Raw genomic sequence first — 18,463 nt, 5'->3', positions numbered from 1 at the left:
TGCGACCTTCGGACGATCCGGAGAGCCGGCACGTCTTCCTAGGCTCGCCGACATGACCACCGCTCCCACCCTCGCCCGCCGTCCGATCTGGGGTGAGGCCTGGCGCCTCGCCGTCGCTGCCGCGCTGGGTCTGCTCTTCTTCGTCATCAACGTCGGCTTCAGCCTCGATCTCGGCGCGGACGGCGACTCCGCGCGTTTCGCCGGTCTCGTCCTGCTCGATCTCGCCGTCGGGGTGATCGCTCACGTCGTGTTCCCCTTCCGCCGCAGAGCGCCCCTCGCGATCGCGGTGGGCCTGGCCCTCGGCGCCGCCGTTTCGTCTCTCGCCGCTCCCGCCGCCCTCCTCGCGCTGGTGTCGCTCGCGACGCGTCGCCGCCCGGGCGAGATCGCCGCGACCGTCATCGTCTGGGTCGCGGCGATCACGGGCGTGGTGGCGGGCGGCTTCGATCTCCTGGGCGCGCCGGCGCCGGCCGCTGACCTGGCCCTGACCGTCGGCATCCTGCTCGTCGTGCTGGCGGCGACGGTCGCCGTGGGCGTCTCGATCGGAGCGCGACGGGCACTGGTGGTGTCGCTGCGCGAGCGCGCGCTCCTCGTCGAAGAGGAGCAGCGTCTGCGCGAGGCCGCGGCGCGCGATCACGAGCGCACCCGCATCGCCCGCGAGATGCACGATGTCCTCGCCCATCGCCTGTCGCTCACCGCGATGCACGCGAGCGCGCTGCGCTACCGCGACGATCTCGACGACGGGGAGCGAGCGGCGGCCGTGGAGACCGTGCACGAGAACGCGCGCGGCGCGCTCGGCGAGTTGCGTGGCATCCTGGCCGTCGTCCGAGACCCGGAGGCGGCGGACGCGGACAGGCCGCAGCCCACGCTGGCCGACCTCGACGAGCTGCTCGCCACGACGGACGACGTCGAGGCGCGGGTCGAGGTCGATCTCGCCACGCTGGCCCCGGCGATCGGTCGGCACGCGTACCGCATCGTGCAGGAATGCCTCACGAACGCCCGTCGGCACGCGCCGGGGGCGGCGGTGACCCTCCGCGTCACGGGGGAGCCCGGGGATCGCCTCGAGATCGACGTCGCCAATCCGATGTTCGCGAAGCCGTCGGGGTCGCCCGGGTTCGGCCTCGTGGGCATCGAGGAAAGGACACGCGCGGTCGGCGGGACGACCGAGGTCACCGCCGGCCCCCGCGTGCACCGCGTGCACGTGACCCTGCCGTGGAGCCTCGCGTGAGCGCGCCCGACGAGGTCGGGGTGGTCGTCGTCGACGACGATCCGCAGGTGCGCGCGGGCCTGCGGCTCGTGCTCGGCACCGATCGCGGCATCCAGGTGGTCGGCGAAGCGGCAGACGGACTCGAAGCCGAGTCGGTCATCGCGCGGCACCAGCCCGACGTCGTGCTCATGGACATCCGGATGCCGCGCTGCGACGGCCTGACCGCCACCGCGCGCGAGGTGGCCGCGGACCCTTCCCGCGCGATCATCGTGCTCACGACCTTCGACGCCGACGAGGACGTCGTCCGGGCCCTCCGCGCGGGGGCGCGCGGGTTCCTGCTCAAGGACGCGCCTCCCGCCGAGCTCGTCGCGGCGGTGCGGGCAGCGGCATCCGGTCGCTCGGTGCTCGCCCCGGGCGTGCTCGACCAGGTCATCCGTCTCGCCGCCGATCACACCCGCCTACCGACCGCGGCGGAACGGGAGGCCCTCGCGTCGTTGACGCCGCGCGAGCGGGAGGTGGCCGCCGCCGTGGCGCGCGGGGCGTCGAACGCCGACATCTCGGCCGAGCTCTTCCTGTCGCTCCCCACCGTCAAGACGCACGTCGGGCGGGTGCTCACGAAGCTCGGCGTGGAGAGCCGCACGCAGGCGGCGGCGCTCTGGGCGCGGGCGGGCGCGGCCGAGCGCCGACGCTGACAACCCCCCTCGCGGAGACGGACCGGGCGGATACCGTCGAGACGGTCTCACCCCCGATCGAGAGGAGACCGGATGCCCGCGTGGCCCGAGCACGTGATCTGGTGGCACGTCTATCCGCTGGGGTTCGTCGGCGCCCCGATCCGCGAGGACGTGGATCCGGATGCCGCCCCCGAGCACCGTCTGGACCGGCTCGAGCCGTGGCTCGACCACATCATCTCCCTCGGCCTCAACGGCCTGTTGCTCGGGCCCGTCTTCGCGGCCGAGACCCACGGGTACGACACCGTCGACCACTTCCGCATCGACCCGCGGCTGGGCGATGACGAGGACTTCGCACGTCTCGTGGCGGCGGCGCGGGAGCGTGGCATCCGCATCCTCCTCGACGGCGTGTTCAATCACGTCGGGCGCGGGCACGCGGCCTTCCGCAACCTGACGGAGGACGGGCCGAACCTGTTCCGCGGGCGCTGGGTCGACGGGCGGTTCGAGGCCGAGGTGTTCGAGGGGCACGACGCGCTCGTCGCGCTGGATCACTCCTCCCCCGCGGTCGTCGACCTCGTCGTCGAGGTCATGTGCCACTGGCTCGAGCGCGGGCTCGACGGGTGGAGATTGGATGCCGCGTACGCGGTGCCGTCGTCGTTCTGGGCCGCCGTCCTTCCTCGCGTGCGCGAGCGGTTCCCCGAGGCGTGGTTCCTCGGCGAGGTGATCCACGGGGACGCGCCGACGATCGTGCGGGAGTCGACGATGGACGCGCTCACGCAGTACGAGCTGTGGCAGGGGATCTGGCACGGCATCGCCGACCGGAACCTCTTCGAGCTGAGCCACGCCATCGAGCGGCACGACGGGCTGCTCGCGACGTTCGTGCCGCAGACGTTCGTCGGCAATCACGACGTGACGCGTATCGCCTCGGCCGTCGGGACGGCGCTCGTGCCGCACGCGCTGGCCGTGCTGTTCACGGTCGCCGGGACTCCGTCGGTCTACGCCGGCGACGAGTTCGGGTGGACGGGAGTGAAGGAGGAGCGCATCGGGGGCGACGACGCGGTGCGGCCCTCCTTCCCCGCGGCACCCGGGGACGCCGAGCCCGACGAGCGGATCCTCGACGCCCACCGCGCCCTCATCGCGCTGCGCCGCCGCAAGCCCTGGCTCTGGCGCGCGCACACCGACGTGATCGAGGTCGCGAACACGGCTCTCGCGCTGCGGACCGCGATCGGTGACGACGCGGTCGTGGTCGCACTGAACGTCGGTGACGAGCCCGTCTTACTGCCCATCGCGGACGGGCGGTCGGTGGTCGCCGGCGAGGGTTCGCCGGTGGACGGGCGCGTCGAGCTCGGACCGCGCGGGTGGGTGGTGCTGGAGGCGTGAGGTCAGGGCGCGCAGAGGTCCCTGAGCCCGTAGAAGGGACCGCGATGCCGCCGGAGGTCCCTGAGCCCGCCGAAGGGACCGGGATGCCGCCGGAGGTCCCTGAGCCTGTCGAAGGGACCGGGATGCCGCCGAACTACCGGTGACTTCGACAAGCTCAGCCACCTCGACGGTTGCCACCCAAGCATCGCCCGGTGACTTCGACAAGCTCAGCCACCTCGACGGTTGCCACCCGAGGATCGCGCCCGGCGACTTCGACACGCTCAGCCACCTCGCCTGCCGAGATACAGCGAGCCGGGGCGGGGCGGGTCAGGCGCCGGCGCGGAAGCGGTGCTCGGGCCGCCCCGTCGAGCCGTAGCGCAGACTCACCTGCACCAGGCCCCGCTCGGCGAGGGCCGTGAGGTGGCGCTGCGCGGTCGCGCGCGAGACGCCGATGCGTTCGGCCACCTCGCTCGCTGAGGCCTCGTCGGCGCCGAGGGCCGCCAATACCGTCTGCTCGGTCGCCGAGCGGGCGAGCGACGGCCCTTCGCGCTCCCCCCGCATCACGGATGCCGCGCGGTCGATGTCATCCTGCGAGAGCGGCCGCGCGCTCGAGAGGAGATTGCGGTAGCGGGCGTAGCGGTCGAGACGCTCCGCCAGCACGCGGGTGTCGAACGGTTTCACCAGGTACGCGAGAGCCCCGGCCGTGAACGCGCGGCGGACGGTCTCGGCATCCGTCGCCGCCGACAGGACGAACGCGTCGATGCCGGCCGAGCGGACCAGCTCGATCCCGTCCCCGTCGGGGAGGTACACGTCGGCCAGCACGAGGTCGGGGGTGTGCGCGGCGAGCGCCGCGCGGGCCTCCCCCACCGTGCGAGCCGGTTCCAGCGCGAGGAAGCCGGGCCGAGAGGCCACGGCGTCGCGGTGGAGTCCCGCGACGCGGAAGTCGTCGTCGACGACGAGGACGCGGATGTCGGTCATTCGTTCTCTCCTCGCAGGACTCCCGGCAGACGCGCGGCGACGACAGCTCCGTGGCCGTCATCGCCCGGGTCGACGACCCACACGTCGCCGCCGCGTCGCCGCGCGAACTCGCGCGAGAGCGGCAGCCCGATGCCGAGGCCGTGCACGGCGGCGGGGTCGTCGTCGCGCTCGCGGGGAGCGAAGGCCGCCTCGATGTCGGCGATGCCCCCGCCGGTATCGGCCACCGTGAGCACGATCGCGTCGCCGTCGCCGAGCACGGCGACCTCGACCTCGCGGGGCTCGGGTCCGGATGCCGTGGCGGTCACGGCGTTGTCGACGAGGTTCCCCAGCACGGCCACGACGTCTTCCACGTCGTCGACGGTGCCGCGGAGGTACGTGTCGTCGGATACGCGCAGGATCACTCCCCGCTCGCGCGCGGCGAGCGCCTTCGCCCCGAGGAAGGACTGCAGCATCGCGTCGCCGACGAGGTCGATGCCGGGAACGGCCCAGTCCACCGACCCGCGGTCCACGAGGTCGGCGAGGAACGCGCGGGCCTCGGCGGTGCGCCCGGCGTCGAGCAGACCGACCGCCGCGTGCAGGCGGTTGGCGTTCTCGTGCCGCTGGACCCGAAGGGCATCGCCCATCGCGCGGACGCTGTCGAGCCTCCCCGAGAGCGCGGCGACGTCGGTGCGGTCGCGCAGCACCGCGACGCGGCCGAGCGCGCGGGCGCCGCGGCGCACCGGACGCACGTCGATGAACACGACCCGACCCTCGATCGGCAGCCCCGTGCTCGCCCCGGCACCGGCGAGGGCCGTCGCGACGGCGGGCGGGAGGTCGAGGTCGGCGAGGGGGCGGCCGACGGCATCCGTGATCCCGAGAAGACGTTCGGCGGTCGTGGTGCACACGCGCACGACCCCCGCCTCGTCGATGGCGAGGACACCCTCGTCGGCTCCCTCGAGCACAGCCGTCTGGGTCTGCACGAGGGCGACGAGCTCCTCGGGTTGGACGCCGAGCGTGAGCCGCTCGAGGCGCCGGCGCATGAGGAGCGCGACGAGCGCGCCGATCGCGACGGCGAGCGCCACGGCCACGGCGATCCCGCCGAGGAGAGCGGGCAGGTCGTCGAAAACGCTCGCGCGTTCGAACCCGACGCTCACCTCCCCCACCGGGGCGCCGCCGCCCGGCGGGTACACGGGCACCTTCGCGCGCGCCGACTCCCCCAGCGTTCCGGTCTCCCAGGTGACGACCTCGCGGCCCGCGAGCGCGTCCGCGAAACTCGTGCTGACGACCTGGCCGAGGCGGTCGGGATCGGGATGGGCGAGTCGGATGCCATGGTCGTCGGTGATCACGACGAACAGGCCCTCGGTGCGGCTGGTGACGTCGACCGCGTACCGCTGGAGAAGGCCGTCGCGCAGGCCCGCGGCATCCGGGGTGCCCGGATCGGCGGAGTAGGCGGCGACGAGGTCGCGCACCTCGGGGGCTTCGGCGACCGAGCGCGCGATATTCAGCGCCGACGAGTCGGCCTCGGCCTTGAGCTGCTGCACGCCGAGCCAGGCGAAGACCGCGGTGCACACCGCGACGACGACCACCTGGGTCGCCACCTGCACGACGAGCATTCGGGTTGCGAACCGCATGCGCCTCCCTGAACACCACCTCGTGCGCGAAATGCGCAGAACACACGGTACGCGCATAACCCCGCGCAATGCGAGCAAGCGCGCGGTCGGGGTCTCGGCATCCGTAGTGTCACCGGATCGACAGCGCGAGATTCGCGCCCGTCACGACGAAGGAGTCGCGATGACCCCCCTGATCCTTGCGGCCGACACGGCCGAGTACCCGGTGGCGTACACGCCCGCCGACGGGGTGCTCGTGGCCCTCGGCTTCCTCATGGTCCTGTCGTTCATGGCCCTGATCATGACGCGGCGCCTCACCCCCATGGTCGCCCTCATCGTCGTCCCGACGATCTTCGGGCTGATCGCGGGAGCGGGCCTGGGCCTCGGCGACATGGTGATCGACGCGATCAGCAAGATGGCGCCCACCGCCGCCCTGCTGATGTTCGCGATCATGTACTTCGGCATCATGATCGACGTCGGCCTGTTCGACCCGCTGATCCGCGTGATCACGCGCGTGCTGGGCGATGACCCCGCCAAGATCGTGCTCGGCACGGCGATCCTCGCGGGTGCCGTCTCTCTCGACGGCGACGGATCGACGACCTTCATCATCACGACCTCGGCGATGCTGCCGCTGTACCTGCGCCTGGGCATGAGCCCCGTCGTGCTCACCTGCGTCGCGGGTCTGATGAACGGCACGATGAACATCGTCCCGTGGGGCGGACCGACCGTTCGCGCGGCCACCGCGCTGGGGCTGCAGCCCACCGACGTCTTCGTGCCGATGATCCCCTCGCTCGCCGCGGGTCTCGTCGTCTCTCTCGCCTTCGCCTGGTTCCTCGGCCTCGCCGAGCGCAAGCGTCTCGCCGGTGTCGTCGACACCTCGAAGCTCGACGCCCCCGGTGGCTTCGGTCGTCTCGGTGCCCCGAAGCTGTTCCGCGGGGCGGAGCCCAAGCCCGGCGCGGTCGCGTCGCTGCGCACCGGCAACATCGTCACCGTCCGCGGCGGACGCGACGCCGTCGCCGCGACCCAGCTCGTCGACACCGCCGACACCGCGATGGCCGACACGATGCTCGACCCGAACCGCGCGACGCTGCGCCCGAAGCTCATCTGGTTCAACCTCGCGCTCACCGTGGCCGTCATGGTCCTCCTGGTGATGGACATCTTCCCGCTGGCGTTCGTCTTCATGGTCGGCGCGGCCGTCGCCCTCATCGTGAACTTCCCGAAGCTGCGCGGTCAGGCCGACGAGATCGTCGCGCACGCGCCCTCGATCGTCGGGGTGGTGTCGATGGTCCTCGCCGCCGGCGTCCTGGTCGGCGTGCTCAACGGCACCGGCATGGTCACCGCGATGGCCGCCTGGATCACCGAGGTGATCCCGTCGTCGATGGGACCGTTCCTCGCCGTCATCACGGGCGTGCTGTCGATCCCGTTCACGTTCTTCATGTCGAACGACGCGTTTTACTTCGGCATCCTGCCCGTCCTCGCCGAGAGCGCGGCGAACTACGGCATCGCCCCCGTCGAGATGGCCCGCGCCTCGATCACCGGCCAGCCCGTGCACCTGCAGAGCCCGTTGGTGCCCGCGATCCTGCTGCTGGTCTCGCTCGCCGGCGTCAACCTCGGCGACCACCACAAGAAGGTGCTGTGGCGCGCGACCGTCGTCTCGCTGGTGATGCTCGCCGTCGGCGTGCTGGTGGGTGCGGTACCGCTGCTGGGCTGAGCGTCAACCCGTAAGGGGACCCCGGATGCCACGGCATCCGGGGTCCCTTTACCTGCCGCGCACTCGCGATAAACGCCATTCCTGCCGAGAAACGCCGCGCCGCCGCGTTTCCGGCACCGAATGGCGTTTATCGCAAGACAGCCGGCCGGTACTCGGCACGGCGGTTCGCCCCGCTCGCGCGTCAGTCGGCACGCAGCGCCGCGCGCACCGCCTCGACCACCTCGGGCTGGGCGCCGTCGCGGACGAAGACCGGGATCCTCTCCAGCGGCGCCTCCACGTCGATCTCGCCGCCGCCGGCGAACACCGCGCCCGTCCACAGGTCGGTCCATTCCGCGCCCGCGGGCAGCACCACGCTCCGCGAGCGCGCGCCGGCCTCCATCACGGGCGCGACGAGGAGGTCCGGGCCGAACAGGTACTGGTCCTTCACCGTCCAGCAGCGCTCGTCGTCGGGGAACTCGTGGAAGAGCCCGCGCAGGACGGGTTGCCCGTCGAGGTGCGCGTCGCGCATCACCTCTCGGGTGTAGGGGCGCAGAGCCTCCCGGGCGAAGAGGTACCGTTCGAGCACCGGGGTGACGGCGTCGCCGAAGCTCCACACCTCGTTCGGCCCGCCGCTCGGCGAGCGCCGCGAGCCGTCGGCCGCGTGCACGGGCGTCGTCGGCAGCCGATCGCCGTGCAGACGCATCACCGGGCAGAACGTCCCGAACTGGAACCAGCGGACGAGCAGTTCGCGGAAGTCCTCGGCATCCGGATCCCCGTGGTGGAAGCCGCCGATGTCGGTGGTGAACCACGGGATACCGGCGACGCCCATGTGGATGCCCGCGGTCACCTGCGCGCGAAGCGCCGCGAAGGTCGAAGCGATGTCGCCCGACCACACCAACGCGCCGTAGCGCTGACTGCCCGCCCACGCCGTGCGGAGGAGGTTCACGACCTCGGTCTCGCCGTCGCCCCACTGCCCCTCGGCGAACGCCCGCGCGTAGTGCTGCGGGTAGACGTTGCCCACCTGCAGCACGGAGCCGGCGTGGTAGCGGAAGTTGTCGTAGTCGTAGAGGCCGTACTCGGGCTCGGCTTCGTCGAGCCAGAAGGTGCGGATGCCATGACCGCCGTAGTTCTCCCGGCACCTCTCCCACACGAAGGCGCGCGCCCGCGGGTTCGTGGCGTCGAGGAACGCGCTCGGCCCCTCGAAGGACATGTGCACGTCGAGGCCGCGCTCGGCGCGGACGAGGAGGTTCTCCTTCTTCATGTGCGCGTAGTTCTCGGATTCGAGCGACACCTGCGGCCACACCGAGACCATCAGTTCGACGCCCAGTTCGTCGAGCTCGCGCACCATCGCGGCGGGGTCGGGCCAGAACTCCTCCTCGAAACGGAAGTCGCCCATCCTCGGCCAGTGGAAGAAGTCGGCGACGATGACGTCGAGTGGAAGGCCGCGTCTCTTGTGCTCCCGAGCGACGGCGAGCAGCTCTTCCTGCGAGGAGTAGCGCAGCTTGCACTGCCAGAAGCCGAGACCGCGCTCGGGCATCATCGGCGTGTGGCCCGTGGCATCCGCGTAGGCCCGCGAGATGTCGCGCGGGGTGGCTCCCGCCGTGACCCAGTAGTCGAGCTGGTCTGTGGACTCGGCGGACCATCGCGTGCCGTTCGCCGCGAACGTCGCCCGCCCGATCGCGGGGTTGTGCCACAGGAAGCCGTAGCCGCGGTCGGAGAGCACGAAGGGCACGCTCGACTGCGAGTTGCGATGCGCGAGCTCGAGGGTGCAGCCCTTCAGGTCGAGCACGTCCTGCTGGTACTGCCCCATCCCGAAAAGACGCTCGTCCGAGGCGCTCTCGAACGACGCGGTCAGGCGCACGTCGCCACCGGGGATGGGACGGTGCTCGCGGGCGACCAGCGCGAGGGAGCCCCCGGCATCCCTCTCCTGGAAGAGCAGCCGGCCGTCGACGTCGAAGAAGGCGAGGTGGCAGAAGTTGCGGTCGTACCCCGTCTGCAGCTGGATGCCGGTCCGCGAGGTCGCGACCACGCGCAGGCGACCGCTGGTGAGGGTCGCCGTGTCGCCCGCGACGACGACGTCGGCTTCGGCGTGGGCGGGGGCGGGGGGAAGCAGCGCCCAGTCGTGATCGACGATGTCGTGCATGAGACGGGACCGCACGCGGACGCTGTCTCGTCCCCACGGCTCCACGACCACGGTCTCTCCGTCACCGCGCCAGACGAGCCGCGTCCCCTCGACGTGGAAGTGCACGGTCACGCGTCGCCCCCGGCCGTGCGCAGCGTGTGCTCGTGCGCGAAGACGAGGTACACGCTCGCCGTCCAGGTGTACGCGCGGTCGCGCAGTCCCGCGCCCGTCCGCGCGTCGAAGTTCTCGGCGAAGCCCGACTCCTCGCACAGTCGGCGGAAGCGCTCGTTGATCGTGTCGGCCAGCTCGACGTGCCCCCCGCGACGCAGCCCCTCCTCGATGAGCATCGTCGAGGGGGCCCAGATCGGACCGCGCCAGTAGCCGTCGTCCTCGTATTCGGGCGTTCCCACGAGCTGAGTGGCCGGACCCCAGGTGGTCAGGTGCTCCGCGATGCGCTCCGCCAGGGCGTCCGTCACCGCGGCGGGGAACCGCTCGGAGGCGAGAACCGGCAGGAGGTTCAGCAGACTGGACCGTTTGCTCACCGTCCCGCTGAGCGCGCCGACCGCGAAGAACCCTTCGTCGTCTCGGAGGTCGCGCAGGAGCGCGCCCTGGACCCGATCGCGCTCGGCGCGCCAGTCGGCGCCCTCCCCCGTTCCGAGCTCGTCCGCGAGATCGGCGAGGACGTCGAGCTGCACGACGAGGAAGGCGGCGAGGTCGGGCGCTTCGATCACGCGGTCGTGGTCGAAGGTCGTGGAGTTGTCCCACCCGCTGTCGTTGCCGTGCTGGTAGTACGGCAGGTCGCGCCCGGGAGCGGTGCGGTAGTCCAGCCAGAACCGCGACCACCGCGAGAGCCGCGCGTATCCCGCGAACAGCTCGTCTTCGGTGAGGGGCCGTGCGAGGCGCTCGCGCAGCTTCGCCCACGCCCACCCGTGGATCGGGGGCTTCACGTAGTTGTAGAGCACCTCGGCGTGCGTGATCGAGTCGGGCATCGCGCCCGCGGCATCCTGGTGGTCGAACGGGGCGAAGAACTGATCGAGCGCGGCGTCGGCGAGCCCGGGCGCGAGCGCCAGGGCGTTGAAGGTGTGGTCCCAGCTCCACACCTTGTCCATCCAGTGCTTCGACATGAGCACCGACTCGCGCGTGACGAATCCGGCCGGGGCGACCGTGGCCGACCAGAGGACGTACGCGGCCCGGGCGACGGCGGGCGTCGCCTCGGTCCGCCAGCCGGCGATCCGGTCGAGGTAGTCCGTGAACTCCTCGACGACGCGCGCGCGGACCTCGTCGAACGCCTCGCCCGCCCGATAGGCCGGGGCCGCCGCCTCGATCTGCTCGATCGCGATCTCCCACGTGTCGCCTCCCACGGTCAGGGCGCGCACGCTCTGACCGAGCGCCTCGACCCCTTCCGTCGCCACCTCGCCGGACAGCACGGTGACGCGATACCGGCGGCCGGTCTCGTAGGAGGTGAAGACGTACGCGCCGTCCAACGGATCGCGGAAGAAGTACGACCCGGTGAAGGGCGTGAGCTCCTCGACCGCATCGGCGAGGGTGAAGTCCGCCCCCGCTCCCGCGATGCGCACGATGTCGGCCGACTCGAACACGGCGGTGGCGACGACGGTCTCGCCCACCGCCCAGGCAAGAGCTGCCGCGTCCGCCCGGGTCGTGGCATCCGCCCGCTCCCCGTCGACGGTGGGGGTGAGGCGGAGGACGGCGTGCATGCCGTTGACGTGCGACACGAGGTGCACGTCGTCGACCTGGCGGTGCAGCCCCACGACGGGCGACAGGTCGAGCCACGAGCCGCGGAAGCTGAAGGGGATCTCGCGCACGTCGAACGTGGGCAGGGAGGGATGCGACACGAAGAGCCTTTCGGGGTCAGTCTTTGACGGCACCGGCGGTCACCCCGGCCGCGACGTAGCGCTGGGCGAGGATGAGCAGCACGGCAGCCGGAATGGATGCCACGACGGCGGTCGCCATGATCGCGTTCCACTCCTGGTTGTTGTTGCCGATGTAGCGGTAGATGCCGATCGTGATCGGCTGCAGCTTGCCGCCGCTGTTGAGGGTCGAGGCGAAGATGAAGTCCGACCACGACCACAGGAACGCGAAGAGCGAGACCGTGACGATCGAGTTGCGGCTGACCGGCAGCACGATCGAGCGGAACGTCCGCCAGGTGCCCGCCCCGTCGATGCGCGCCGCGGCGAGCAGTTCATCGGGGATGCCGCGCATGAACGCCGTGAAGATGAGCACGCCGAACGGCACCGCGAGGGTGGAGTCGGCGAGGATCAGCCCCGGCACGGAGTTGAGGATCCCGGCGTTCAGATAGATCGCGTAGAACCCCATCGCCATGATGATCCCGGGGATCATCTGGGCGATGAGCAGCGCGAAGCTGAGCGCGTTCCCACCCCGCGGGCGGAGCTTGGCGAGCGAGTACGCGGCCGGAGCCGACAGCAGAAGGGTCAGCACGACGGTGCCGATACCGATGATGAAGCTCGTGCCGAGGTACGGCAACTGGTCGGAGAGGACCTTCTCGTAGCCCTCGAACGTCGGGGTGAGCGGGAACAGATCGGGGGGCGATTTGCGCATGTCGCTCTGCGGGGTGAGCGACACGTTGATCATCCAATAGATCGGGAACAGCATGATCGCGGTGAGGACGATGCCGATCGCCGTGATCCACCAGGGACGACGCCTCATGATCAGACCTCCAGTCGGCGCTGGGCGCGGATGTAGATCAGCCCGAAGACCAGGGCGATCACGATGAGCAGGTTGCCGACCGCCGCCGCGGGGCTGAGGTCGGGCAGGGCGGACCCGAACCCGAGGCGGTACGACCAGATGGCGAAGGTGGTCGAGCTCGACCCCGGTCCTCCCCGGGTCATGATCCAGATGATGTCGAACACCTTGAGCGTGTAGACGAGCCCGAGCAGGATCGTGATCGCCGACACGGGGCGCAGCAGCGGGAAGGTGATGCGCCAGAACTTCTGCCAGGCGTTCGCTCCGTCGATGGATGCCGCTTCGTAGATGTCGCTCGAGATGTTCTGGAGTCCGCTGTACAGGATGACGAGGTTGAAGGGCACGCCGATCCAGATGTTGGCGATGAGCACCGACACCAGCGCCCACTGCGGCGAGGTGAGCCAGTTGACGGCGTCGACGCCGAGGAGGCCGAGGAGGTAGTTGACGACGCCCGAGTCGGAGTTCAGCATCCACGACCACGCGGACGCCGAGACCAGCAGGGGCAGCAGCCACGGCACGAGGAAGAGGGCGCGCAGCGTCGCCGACAGCGGGAAGCGCTGGAAGAAGAACACCGCGAGCGCCATGCCGATCGAGTACTGGAAGACGATCGACACGAGCGTGAACGTGGCCGTGTTGGCCAGCGCCGGCCAGAACGTGGGGTCCTGGAAGACGGTGACGTAGTTCGCGAACCACACGAACGGCGCCGTGCCGTCGATGAACGAGCGGACGGTGTAGTCGCGCAGGCTCAGGTCGAGGTTGCGGAAGAGCGGATAGGCGTAGAAGACGACCAGGTAGATCACGACGGGGGCGAGAAACGCCCACGCGGCCCACTGGCCCCGGTGCCGCGGACGGCGGCCCGGGGTGGGGAGGGCGGCGGTGGCCGCCGCCCTCCCGGAATCGCCGGTGCCCGTCGAAGCAGTGAACTGCGTCGCGGTCATGTCGGCGTACCCCTTTCAGGAATCGGGTGTTACTTCGAGGAAGCGGCCTGCTGGGCGGCCTTCAGAGCGTCCTGCGGCGACTGGGCACCGGTCAGCGAGTTCTGCACGGCCGTCCAGAGCTGCTCGGAGATCACCGGGTACTTCGTGCCGAGGTTGTCGCCGGTGCGGGCCTTGGCCGCGTTGACCGCCTCGACCCAGGGCTCGAGGGTCGGGTCCTGAGCGAGCTGCTCCTTCTGCGCCTCGGGGGTCGCCGCGATGTAGTTCAGCGTGTTGTCGGTCCCCACGACGTTGGCGGTGCTCGTCAGGCACTCGACGATCTTGGCCGAGACGGCGTAGCGGCCCGCGTCCTTCTGCACCGGCAGGGTGAGGAACTCGCCGCCGGTCGGGGCCGGAGCGGCTCCGCCCTTGGCTCCCGGGATCGGGATGACCTGGTAGCCGGCTTTCGCGGCGCCCGCCTTCTGCCAGGTGCCGTTCTCGGCGAAACCGAAGTCACCGGTCTCGAACTCCTGCCAGCTCGTGGTCTGGGTGTTGTTGATGACCGAGTTCGGCGCCCAGCCCTTCTTCACCCAGTCGGTCCACAGCTGCACCGCCGAGACGGCCTGCGAGGAGTCGAGCGCGGTCAGGTCGGCTCCCGCGCCCCAGAACCACGGCAGGAACTGGAAGCTGCCCTCTTCGGTCCCGATGCCCGAGAACGTGATGCCCTTCTTCCCGGATGCCACGACCTTCTCGATCGCGGCGTTGAGGCTCGACCAGTCCTTGATCGACGAGGGGTCGACCCCGGCCGCGCTCAGCACGGTGGGGTTGTAGTACAGCGCCAGGGTGTTCGCGCCGATGGGGACGCCGTAGGTCTTCCCGTCGACGACCGAGGCGCCGAGGATGTTCTGGGCGACGTCGCCGACCTGGAGGTTGTTCTCCTCGGTCGACGTGATGATCCCCGCCTCGACGAGGGTCGAGACGGCGGGGTTGTCGATCAGCAGGATGTCGGGCGAATCGCCCTGCTGACCGGCGAGGAGCGCCTTCGAGGTGAGGTCGCTGGTGTCGAAGCCGGTCCGCTCGATCGTGACGCCGGCATCCGCGGCGCACTTGTCGATGACCTTCGCCCAGTCGGACGAGGCGTCGTACTGCGGATACGGGTCCCAGAAGGTGTAGGTGCCGCCGGCGGCACCGTCGGTGCTCGCCCCGGTCGATGCGCCGGAGCATCCGGCCAGGACGCCCACGGCGACGGCGCCGATGGCGATCGCGCCGAGAGCCCGGGTACGGGTGGTGTTCGTGCTCACTGCAATTTCCTCTCTGAAATGTGACTGCGTTGTCGTGCAGGCGAGGGCGTTGAACCGGTTCGACGATGGGCCGACGAGAACGGGACACGCCGCTGCCCCGTTAAGCGGTGCTCCCCCTGTCGGTGAGCTCCGGCTCGATGAACCCGACCACGGGGGGCCCGTAATCGGGGTCGGCGATGCGCCGGACCAGGTGCTGGACCGCCTTGCGGCCCAGCCCGTCTGGGGACGTCTCGACTGCCGTGTACGGCAGGAGGAAGGTACGCCCGAAGTCTTGAGAGTAGAGGCTGACCACGGAGAGGTCGCGGGGGACGACGACCCCGCGCTCGCGCAGCACCGCGGGAAGCGCCGCGATCGAGGCGTCGTTGTGCACGACGAGCGCGGTCGAGTCGGTGCGGGCGTCGAGGATGGCGTTGAGGCTGCGCTCGATCCCGGGCTGCTGCGACTCGCCGTAGTACGGACGGACCTGGATGCCATACCGCGCGGCCCGCTCGAGAGCGGCATCGCGGTAGCGCCAGGCGTACGCGCCCCCGCGCTCGAAGACGTGGCGGGGAGGAGAGACGAGCACGATGTCGCGGTGGCCGAGACCGTAGAGGTGGTCGATGGTCAGGCGGGCCGCTTCGCTGAAATCGAGGTCGAACACGTCGACGCCGTCGGTGTCGCGCGGCAGTCCGACGAGGGCGCCCGGCTGGCGCGCCTGGCGCAGCGCCTCCAGCCGCGGGTCGTCGTGGGTCACGTCGAGCAGGACGACCCCGTCGACCATGTTCGACGACGTGATGCGACGGATGGCGCCCGGGCCGTCGCTGTCGGTGACCATGAGGATGTCGTAGCCGAGCTCTCGTGCCGCGTTCGACACCGCGAGGATGTACTGCAGCATCGCCGGCGGGAACTCGTCCTCGTGGAACTGCAGGAGCAGTCCGAGCACCATGGTCTGGGAGGTCGCGAGCGCTCGCGCGCCCGCGTTGACGGTGAATCCCAGCTCGGCGATCGCCGCGTCGATGCGCTCGCGCGTCTCACGCGAGATCGGTCGGTTGCCCGAGAGCGCGTACGACACCGTGCTGCGGGAGACTCCCGCGGCTTTGGCCACGTCGCCGATCGTCGGCATCCGTCGCTCCCTTCGTCATCGAACCGGTTCGACCACTGTAGGCCGTAGCGCGGCCCTCCGCAAGGCCCGGTGTCGTCGATCGCGCCACCCGCCCACGTCGGGCCCCCGTTGCGGCGCTGCCGTCCCCACGAGGGCGGCACCCTTCGCGCGATAAACGCCATTCCTCCCGAGACACGCCGTGCCGCACCGTGTCTGGCACGGAATGGCGTTTATCGCGGTCGGTCGGCCGGACGCTCCCCCGCGGCAGGTCGCTGCCGGCATCACCCAGCTCAGCGCGCGAGCGGGGCCGACGTCCGCACGATCAGGCGCGTCGGCAGCGGCGTGCTCTCGGTCACCGTGTCGGGTTCCTCCACGAGCAGCAGCACCTTCTGCATGAGGATCTCGCCGAGCGCCGCGAAATCCTGACGCACGGTGGTCAGCGACGGGTAGACGTACGCCGCCTCGGGCACGTCGTCGAAGCCCACCACGCCGATGTCCTCGGGCACGCGCAGACCGCGCTCGCGCAGCGCCGACAGGACCCCGATGGCCATGTGGTCGTTGGCGACGAAGATCCCCTCCCCCGGGGCGAGGTCCGCCTCGGAGGCGATGCGGTACCCGCTCGCGGCCGACCAGTCGCCGTGCACGGCCGGGGTCGACTGGGCGCGGGCGGCGGCGATCTCCTCGCGCCAGCCGCGGATGCGCTCGACGGCGTCGGGGTTGCGGGCGGGGCCGGCGATGTGGCGGACGGTCTCGTATCCCGCCTCGAGCAGGTGCCGCACGGCGCTGCGGGCGCCGCGGTACTGATCGATCGCCACCAGACGCGGGTGGGGGCGCGCGCTGGTCGCCGCCGCGACGATCGGCACGTCGATGTCGAGCGCCTGGACCGCCGCGAGCACCTCCGTGTCGACGACGACGAGCACGATGGCATCCACGCGCTGCTTGAGCAGACCGTCGATGGCCGCGCGCACGGGAGCCACGTCGCTCTGCGGGGAGCTGATCGCGTCGACGTTGTACCGGGCGGCGCGCGCGGCGAAGTTGAAGTTCGTCGCGATCGAGGTGGGGCCGTAGTCGACGGTGCCGGGCGTGACGAGCCCGATCGTGCGCGTGCGACGGGTGACGAGGGCGCGCGCCGCGGGCGAGGGGCTGTACCGCAGCTGGGCGATGGCCTGCTCCACACGCGCGCGCGTCGCGGGCCGTACGTTCGGCATGTTGTTGAGCACGCGCGAGACCGTCTGGTGCGACACCCCGGCGAGGCGGGCGACGTCGAAGATGTTAGCGGTCCGCGAGCCCTTGTCCTCAGGCACCACGTCCCTCGTCTCCGCTCGTGTGTCCGGCCACGAGCGCGAGCAGCGCGTCGGACGTGAGGTCGGCGGCCGGCACGATCTGCGCGAGCACGCCGTCGCGCATCACCGCGACGAGGTGGGCGACGCGCAGGACCTCGTCCAGTTCGGCGGAGATGTAGACGATCGACAGGCCGTTGTCGCTCAGTTCGCCGACCAGCCGCTGGATCTCGGCCTTCGCCCCGACGTCGATGCCGCGAGTGGGTTCATCGAGCACGATGAGCCGCGGGGACAGCGCGAGAAGGCGCGCGAGGAGCACCTTCTGCTGGTTGCCGCCCGACAGGGTCCGCACCGGGCGGTCGATGTCGACGGGACGGATGTGCAGCGCCTCGACCCAGCTCATCGCGAGCTCGCGGCGACGGGCGGTGCTGAGGCGATGGAAGATCCCGCGCTGCGCCTGCAGGGCGAGCGTGATGTTGTCGAGCACGCTGAGGTCGCCGATCACGCCCTCGGTGCGACGGTTCTCGGAGGAGTAGGCCACGCGACGACGGATCGCCTCGCGCGGCGACGACAGGCGGACCGGCTCGCCGTCGATGCGCAGCTCGCCGCCATCGGGGCGGTCGACGCCCGTGAGGGAGCGCGCGAGCTCGCTGCGCCCGGATCCGAGGAGACCCGCGACCCCGATCACCTCGCCCTCGGCGATGTCGACGTCGGCCTCTCTCAGACGGACCCCGGATGCCAGCCCCCGGGCGCTCAGCACCGAAGGCCCCTCGGTGGTCTCGACCTCGCGCTGGCCCAGCGGGGCGAGCACCTCGGCGGTCGCGCCGAGCATCTTCTCGACGAGGTCGATGCGCAGGAGCTCCCGCGTTCCGTACTCGCCCACCAGGCGCCCTCCCCGGAGGACGGTGACCCGGTCGCAGATCTCGTACACCTGGTCGAGGAAGTGCGAGACGAACACGATCGCGATGCCCTGCGCCTTGAGGTCGCGGATCACGCGGAACAGTTCGGCGACCTCATCGGCATCCAGGCTCGAGGTCGGTTCGTCGAGGACGAGCACCTTGACCTCGGTCGAGACCGCGCGAGCGATCGCGACCAGCTGCTGCACCGCGAGCGGGTGCGACGACAGCACCGAGGACGGATCGACGTCGACGCCGAGCGAGGCCAGCGCCTCGACCGCCCGCTCGCGCATCGCGCGATGGTCGATGACCCCCCAGCGGCGGGGCTCACGGCCGAGCGAGATGTTCTCGGCCACCGTGAGGTTGGGCAGGAGGTCGATCTCCTGGTAGACCGTCGAGATCCCGACGGCCTGCGCGTCGGCGGGAGAGGAGAAGCGCATCTCCTGCCCGTCGAGCTCGATCCGACCGGAATCGAGGCGGAGGGCTCCGGTGATCGCCTTGATCAGCGTCGACTTGCCGGCGCCGTTCTCGCCCATGAGCGAGTGCACCTCGCCCGCGAGCAGACGGAAGTCGACGTCGGCGAGGGCCGATTCGACCCCGAAACGCACCGTCGCTCCGCGCACCTCCAGGAGGGGCGGAGCGACGGTGGACATGGGGTCAATC

14 protein-coding genes are annotated in these 18,463 nt (G+C 71.0%); 4 read left to right on the top strand and 10 right to left on the bottom strand.

Features of this window, described 5'->3' with window-relative positions:
- Positions 1-52: 52 nt before the first annotated feature.
- The 3 genes from MTES_RS10555 to MTES_RS10545 all read left to right on the top strand — a co-directional run bounded on the left by MTES_RS10555 (position 53) and on the right by MTES_RS10545 (position 3,252).
- Positions 53-1,225 (top strand): sensor histidine kinase, encoded by a 1,173-nt coding sequence (locus tag MTES_RS10555; protein ID WP_013585242.1) that lies wholly within the window; start codon positions 53-55, stop codon positions 1,223-1,225.
- Positions 1,222-1,896: a response regulator gene (locus MTES_RS10550; protein ID WP_013585241.1), complete on the top strand. Its 675-nt coding sequence runs from the start codon at positions 1,222-1,224 to the stop codon at positions 1,894-1,896. The genes MTES_RS10555 and MTES_RS10550 overlap by 4 nt, the downstream gene beginning before the upstream one ends.
- A 72-nt stretch (positions 1,897-1,968) precedes the next feature.
- The gene (locus MTES_RS10545; protein ID WP_013585240.1) at positions 1,969-3,252 is read left to right on the top strand and encodes an alpha-amylase family glycosyl hydrolase; all 1,284 of its coding nucleotides are present in this window, start codon (positions 1,969-1,971) and stop codon (positions 3,250-3,252) included.
- 306 nt (positions 3,253-3,558) lie between these two features.
- On the opposite strand, the gene MTES_RS10540 is transcribed toward MTES_RS10545, so the two are convergent.
- Positions 3,559-4,209 carry a response regulator gene (locus tag MTES_RS10540; protein WP_013585239.1) on the bottom strand — a complete coding sequence of 217 codons (651 nt, stop codon included), beginning with the start codon at positions 4,207-4,209 and terminating at the stop codon, positions 3,559-3,561.
- Positions 4,206-5,819: a sensor histidine kinase gene (locus MTES_RS10535; protein ID WP_013585238.1), complete on the bottom strand. Its 1,614-nt coding sequence runs from the start codon at positions 5,817-5,819 to the stop codon at positions 4,206-4,208. Before MTES_RS10535 ends, MTES_RS10540 begins: the two co-directional genes overlap by 4 nt.
- A gap of 160 nt (positions 5,820-5,979) precedes the next feature.
- On the opposite strand from MTES_RS10535, the gene MTES_RS10530 reads away from it, so the two are divergent.
- Positions 5,980-7,506, top strand: coding sequence for a CitMHS family transporter (locus MTES_RS10530; RefSeq protein ID WP_013585237.1), 1,527 nt, complete (start codon positions 5,980-5,982; stop codon positions 7,504-7,506).
- Positions 7,507-7,687: 181 nt separating this feature from the next.
- On the opposite strand, the gene MTES_RS10525 is transcribed toward MTES_RS10530, so the two are convergent.
- From MTES_RS10525 to MTES_RS10490, 8 genes are all read right to left on the bottom strand, one after another.
- Positions 7,688-9,739 (bottom strand): TIM-barrel domain-containing protein, encoded by a 2,052-nt coding sequence (locus tag MTES_RS10525; RefSeq protein ID WP_013585236.1) that lies wholly within the window; start codon positions 9,737-9,739, stop codon positions 7,688-7,690.
- Positions 9,736-11,460 carry an amylo-alpha-1,6-glucosidase gene (locus tag MTES_RS10520; protein ID WP_013585235.1) on the bottom strand — a complete coding sequence of 575 codons (1,725 nt, stop codon included), beginning with the start codon at positions 11,458-11,460 and terminating at the stop codon, positions 9,736-9,738. The genes MTES_RS10525 and MTES_RS10520 overlap by 4 nt, the downstream gene beginning before the upstream one ends.
- Positions 11,461-11,476: 16 nt before the next feature.
- Positions 11,477-12,292, bottom strand: coding sequence for a carbohydrate ABC transporter permease (locus MTES_RS10515; RefSeq protein ID WP_013585234.1), 816 nt, complete (start codon positions 12,290-12,292; stop codon positions 11,477-11,479).
- Between the two features lie 2 nt (positions 12,293-12,294).
- Entirely contained in the window at positions 12,295-13,266 is a 972-nt protein-coding gene (locus tag MTES_RS10510) for a carbohydrate ABC transporter permease (RefSeq protein ID WP_013585233.1), read from the bottom strand.
- Between the two features lie 29 nt (positions 13,267-13,295).
- On the bottom strand, positions 13,296-14,543 hold the full coding sequence (locus MTES_RS10505) for a sugar ABC transporter substrate-binding protein (protein ID WP_013585232.1): 1,248 nt from the start codon (positions 14,541-14,543) through the stop codon (positions 13,296-13,298).
- 100 nt (positions 14,544-14,643) lie between these two features.
- Entirely contained in the window at positions 14,644-15,645 is a 1,002-nt protein-coding gene (locus tag MTES_RS10500; RefSeq protein WP_013585231.1) for a LacI family DNA-binding transcriptional regulator, read from the bottom strand.
- A gap of 269 nt (positions 15,646-15,914) precedes the next feature.
- A complete protein-coding gene (locus tag MTES_RS10495; RefSeq protein WP_043362682.1) occupies positions 15,915-16,928 on the bottom strand; it encodes a LacI family DNA-binding transcriptional regulator in 1,014 nt (337 codons plus the stop codon).
- Complete coding sequence (locus MTES_RS10490) at positions 16,921-18,453, bottom strand: sugar ABC transporter ATP-binding protein (protein ID WP_013585229.1); 1,533 nt, start codon at positions 18,451-18,453, stop codon at positions 16,921-16,923. The genes MTES_RS10495 and MTES_RS10490 overlap by 8 nt, the downstream gene beginning before the upstream one ends.
- Positions 18,454-18,463: the final 10 nt, after the last annotated feature.

Source organism: Microbacterium testaceum StLB037, from assembly GCF_000202635.1.
GTDB lineage: Bacteria > Actinomycetota > Actinomycetes > Actinomycetales > Microbacteriaceae > Microbacterium > Microbacterium testaceum_F.
The sequence above is the reverse complement of the archived record's forward strand: the minus strand, read 5'-3'. Positions and strand labels throughout refer to the sequence as shown.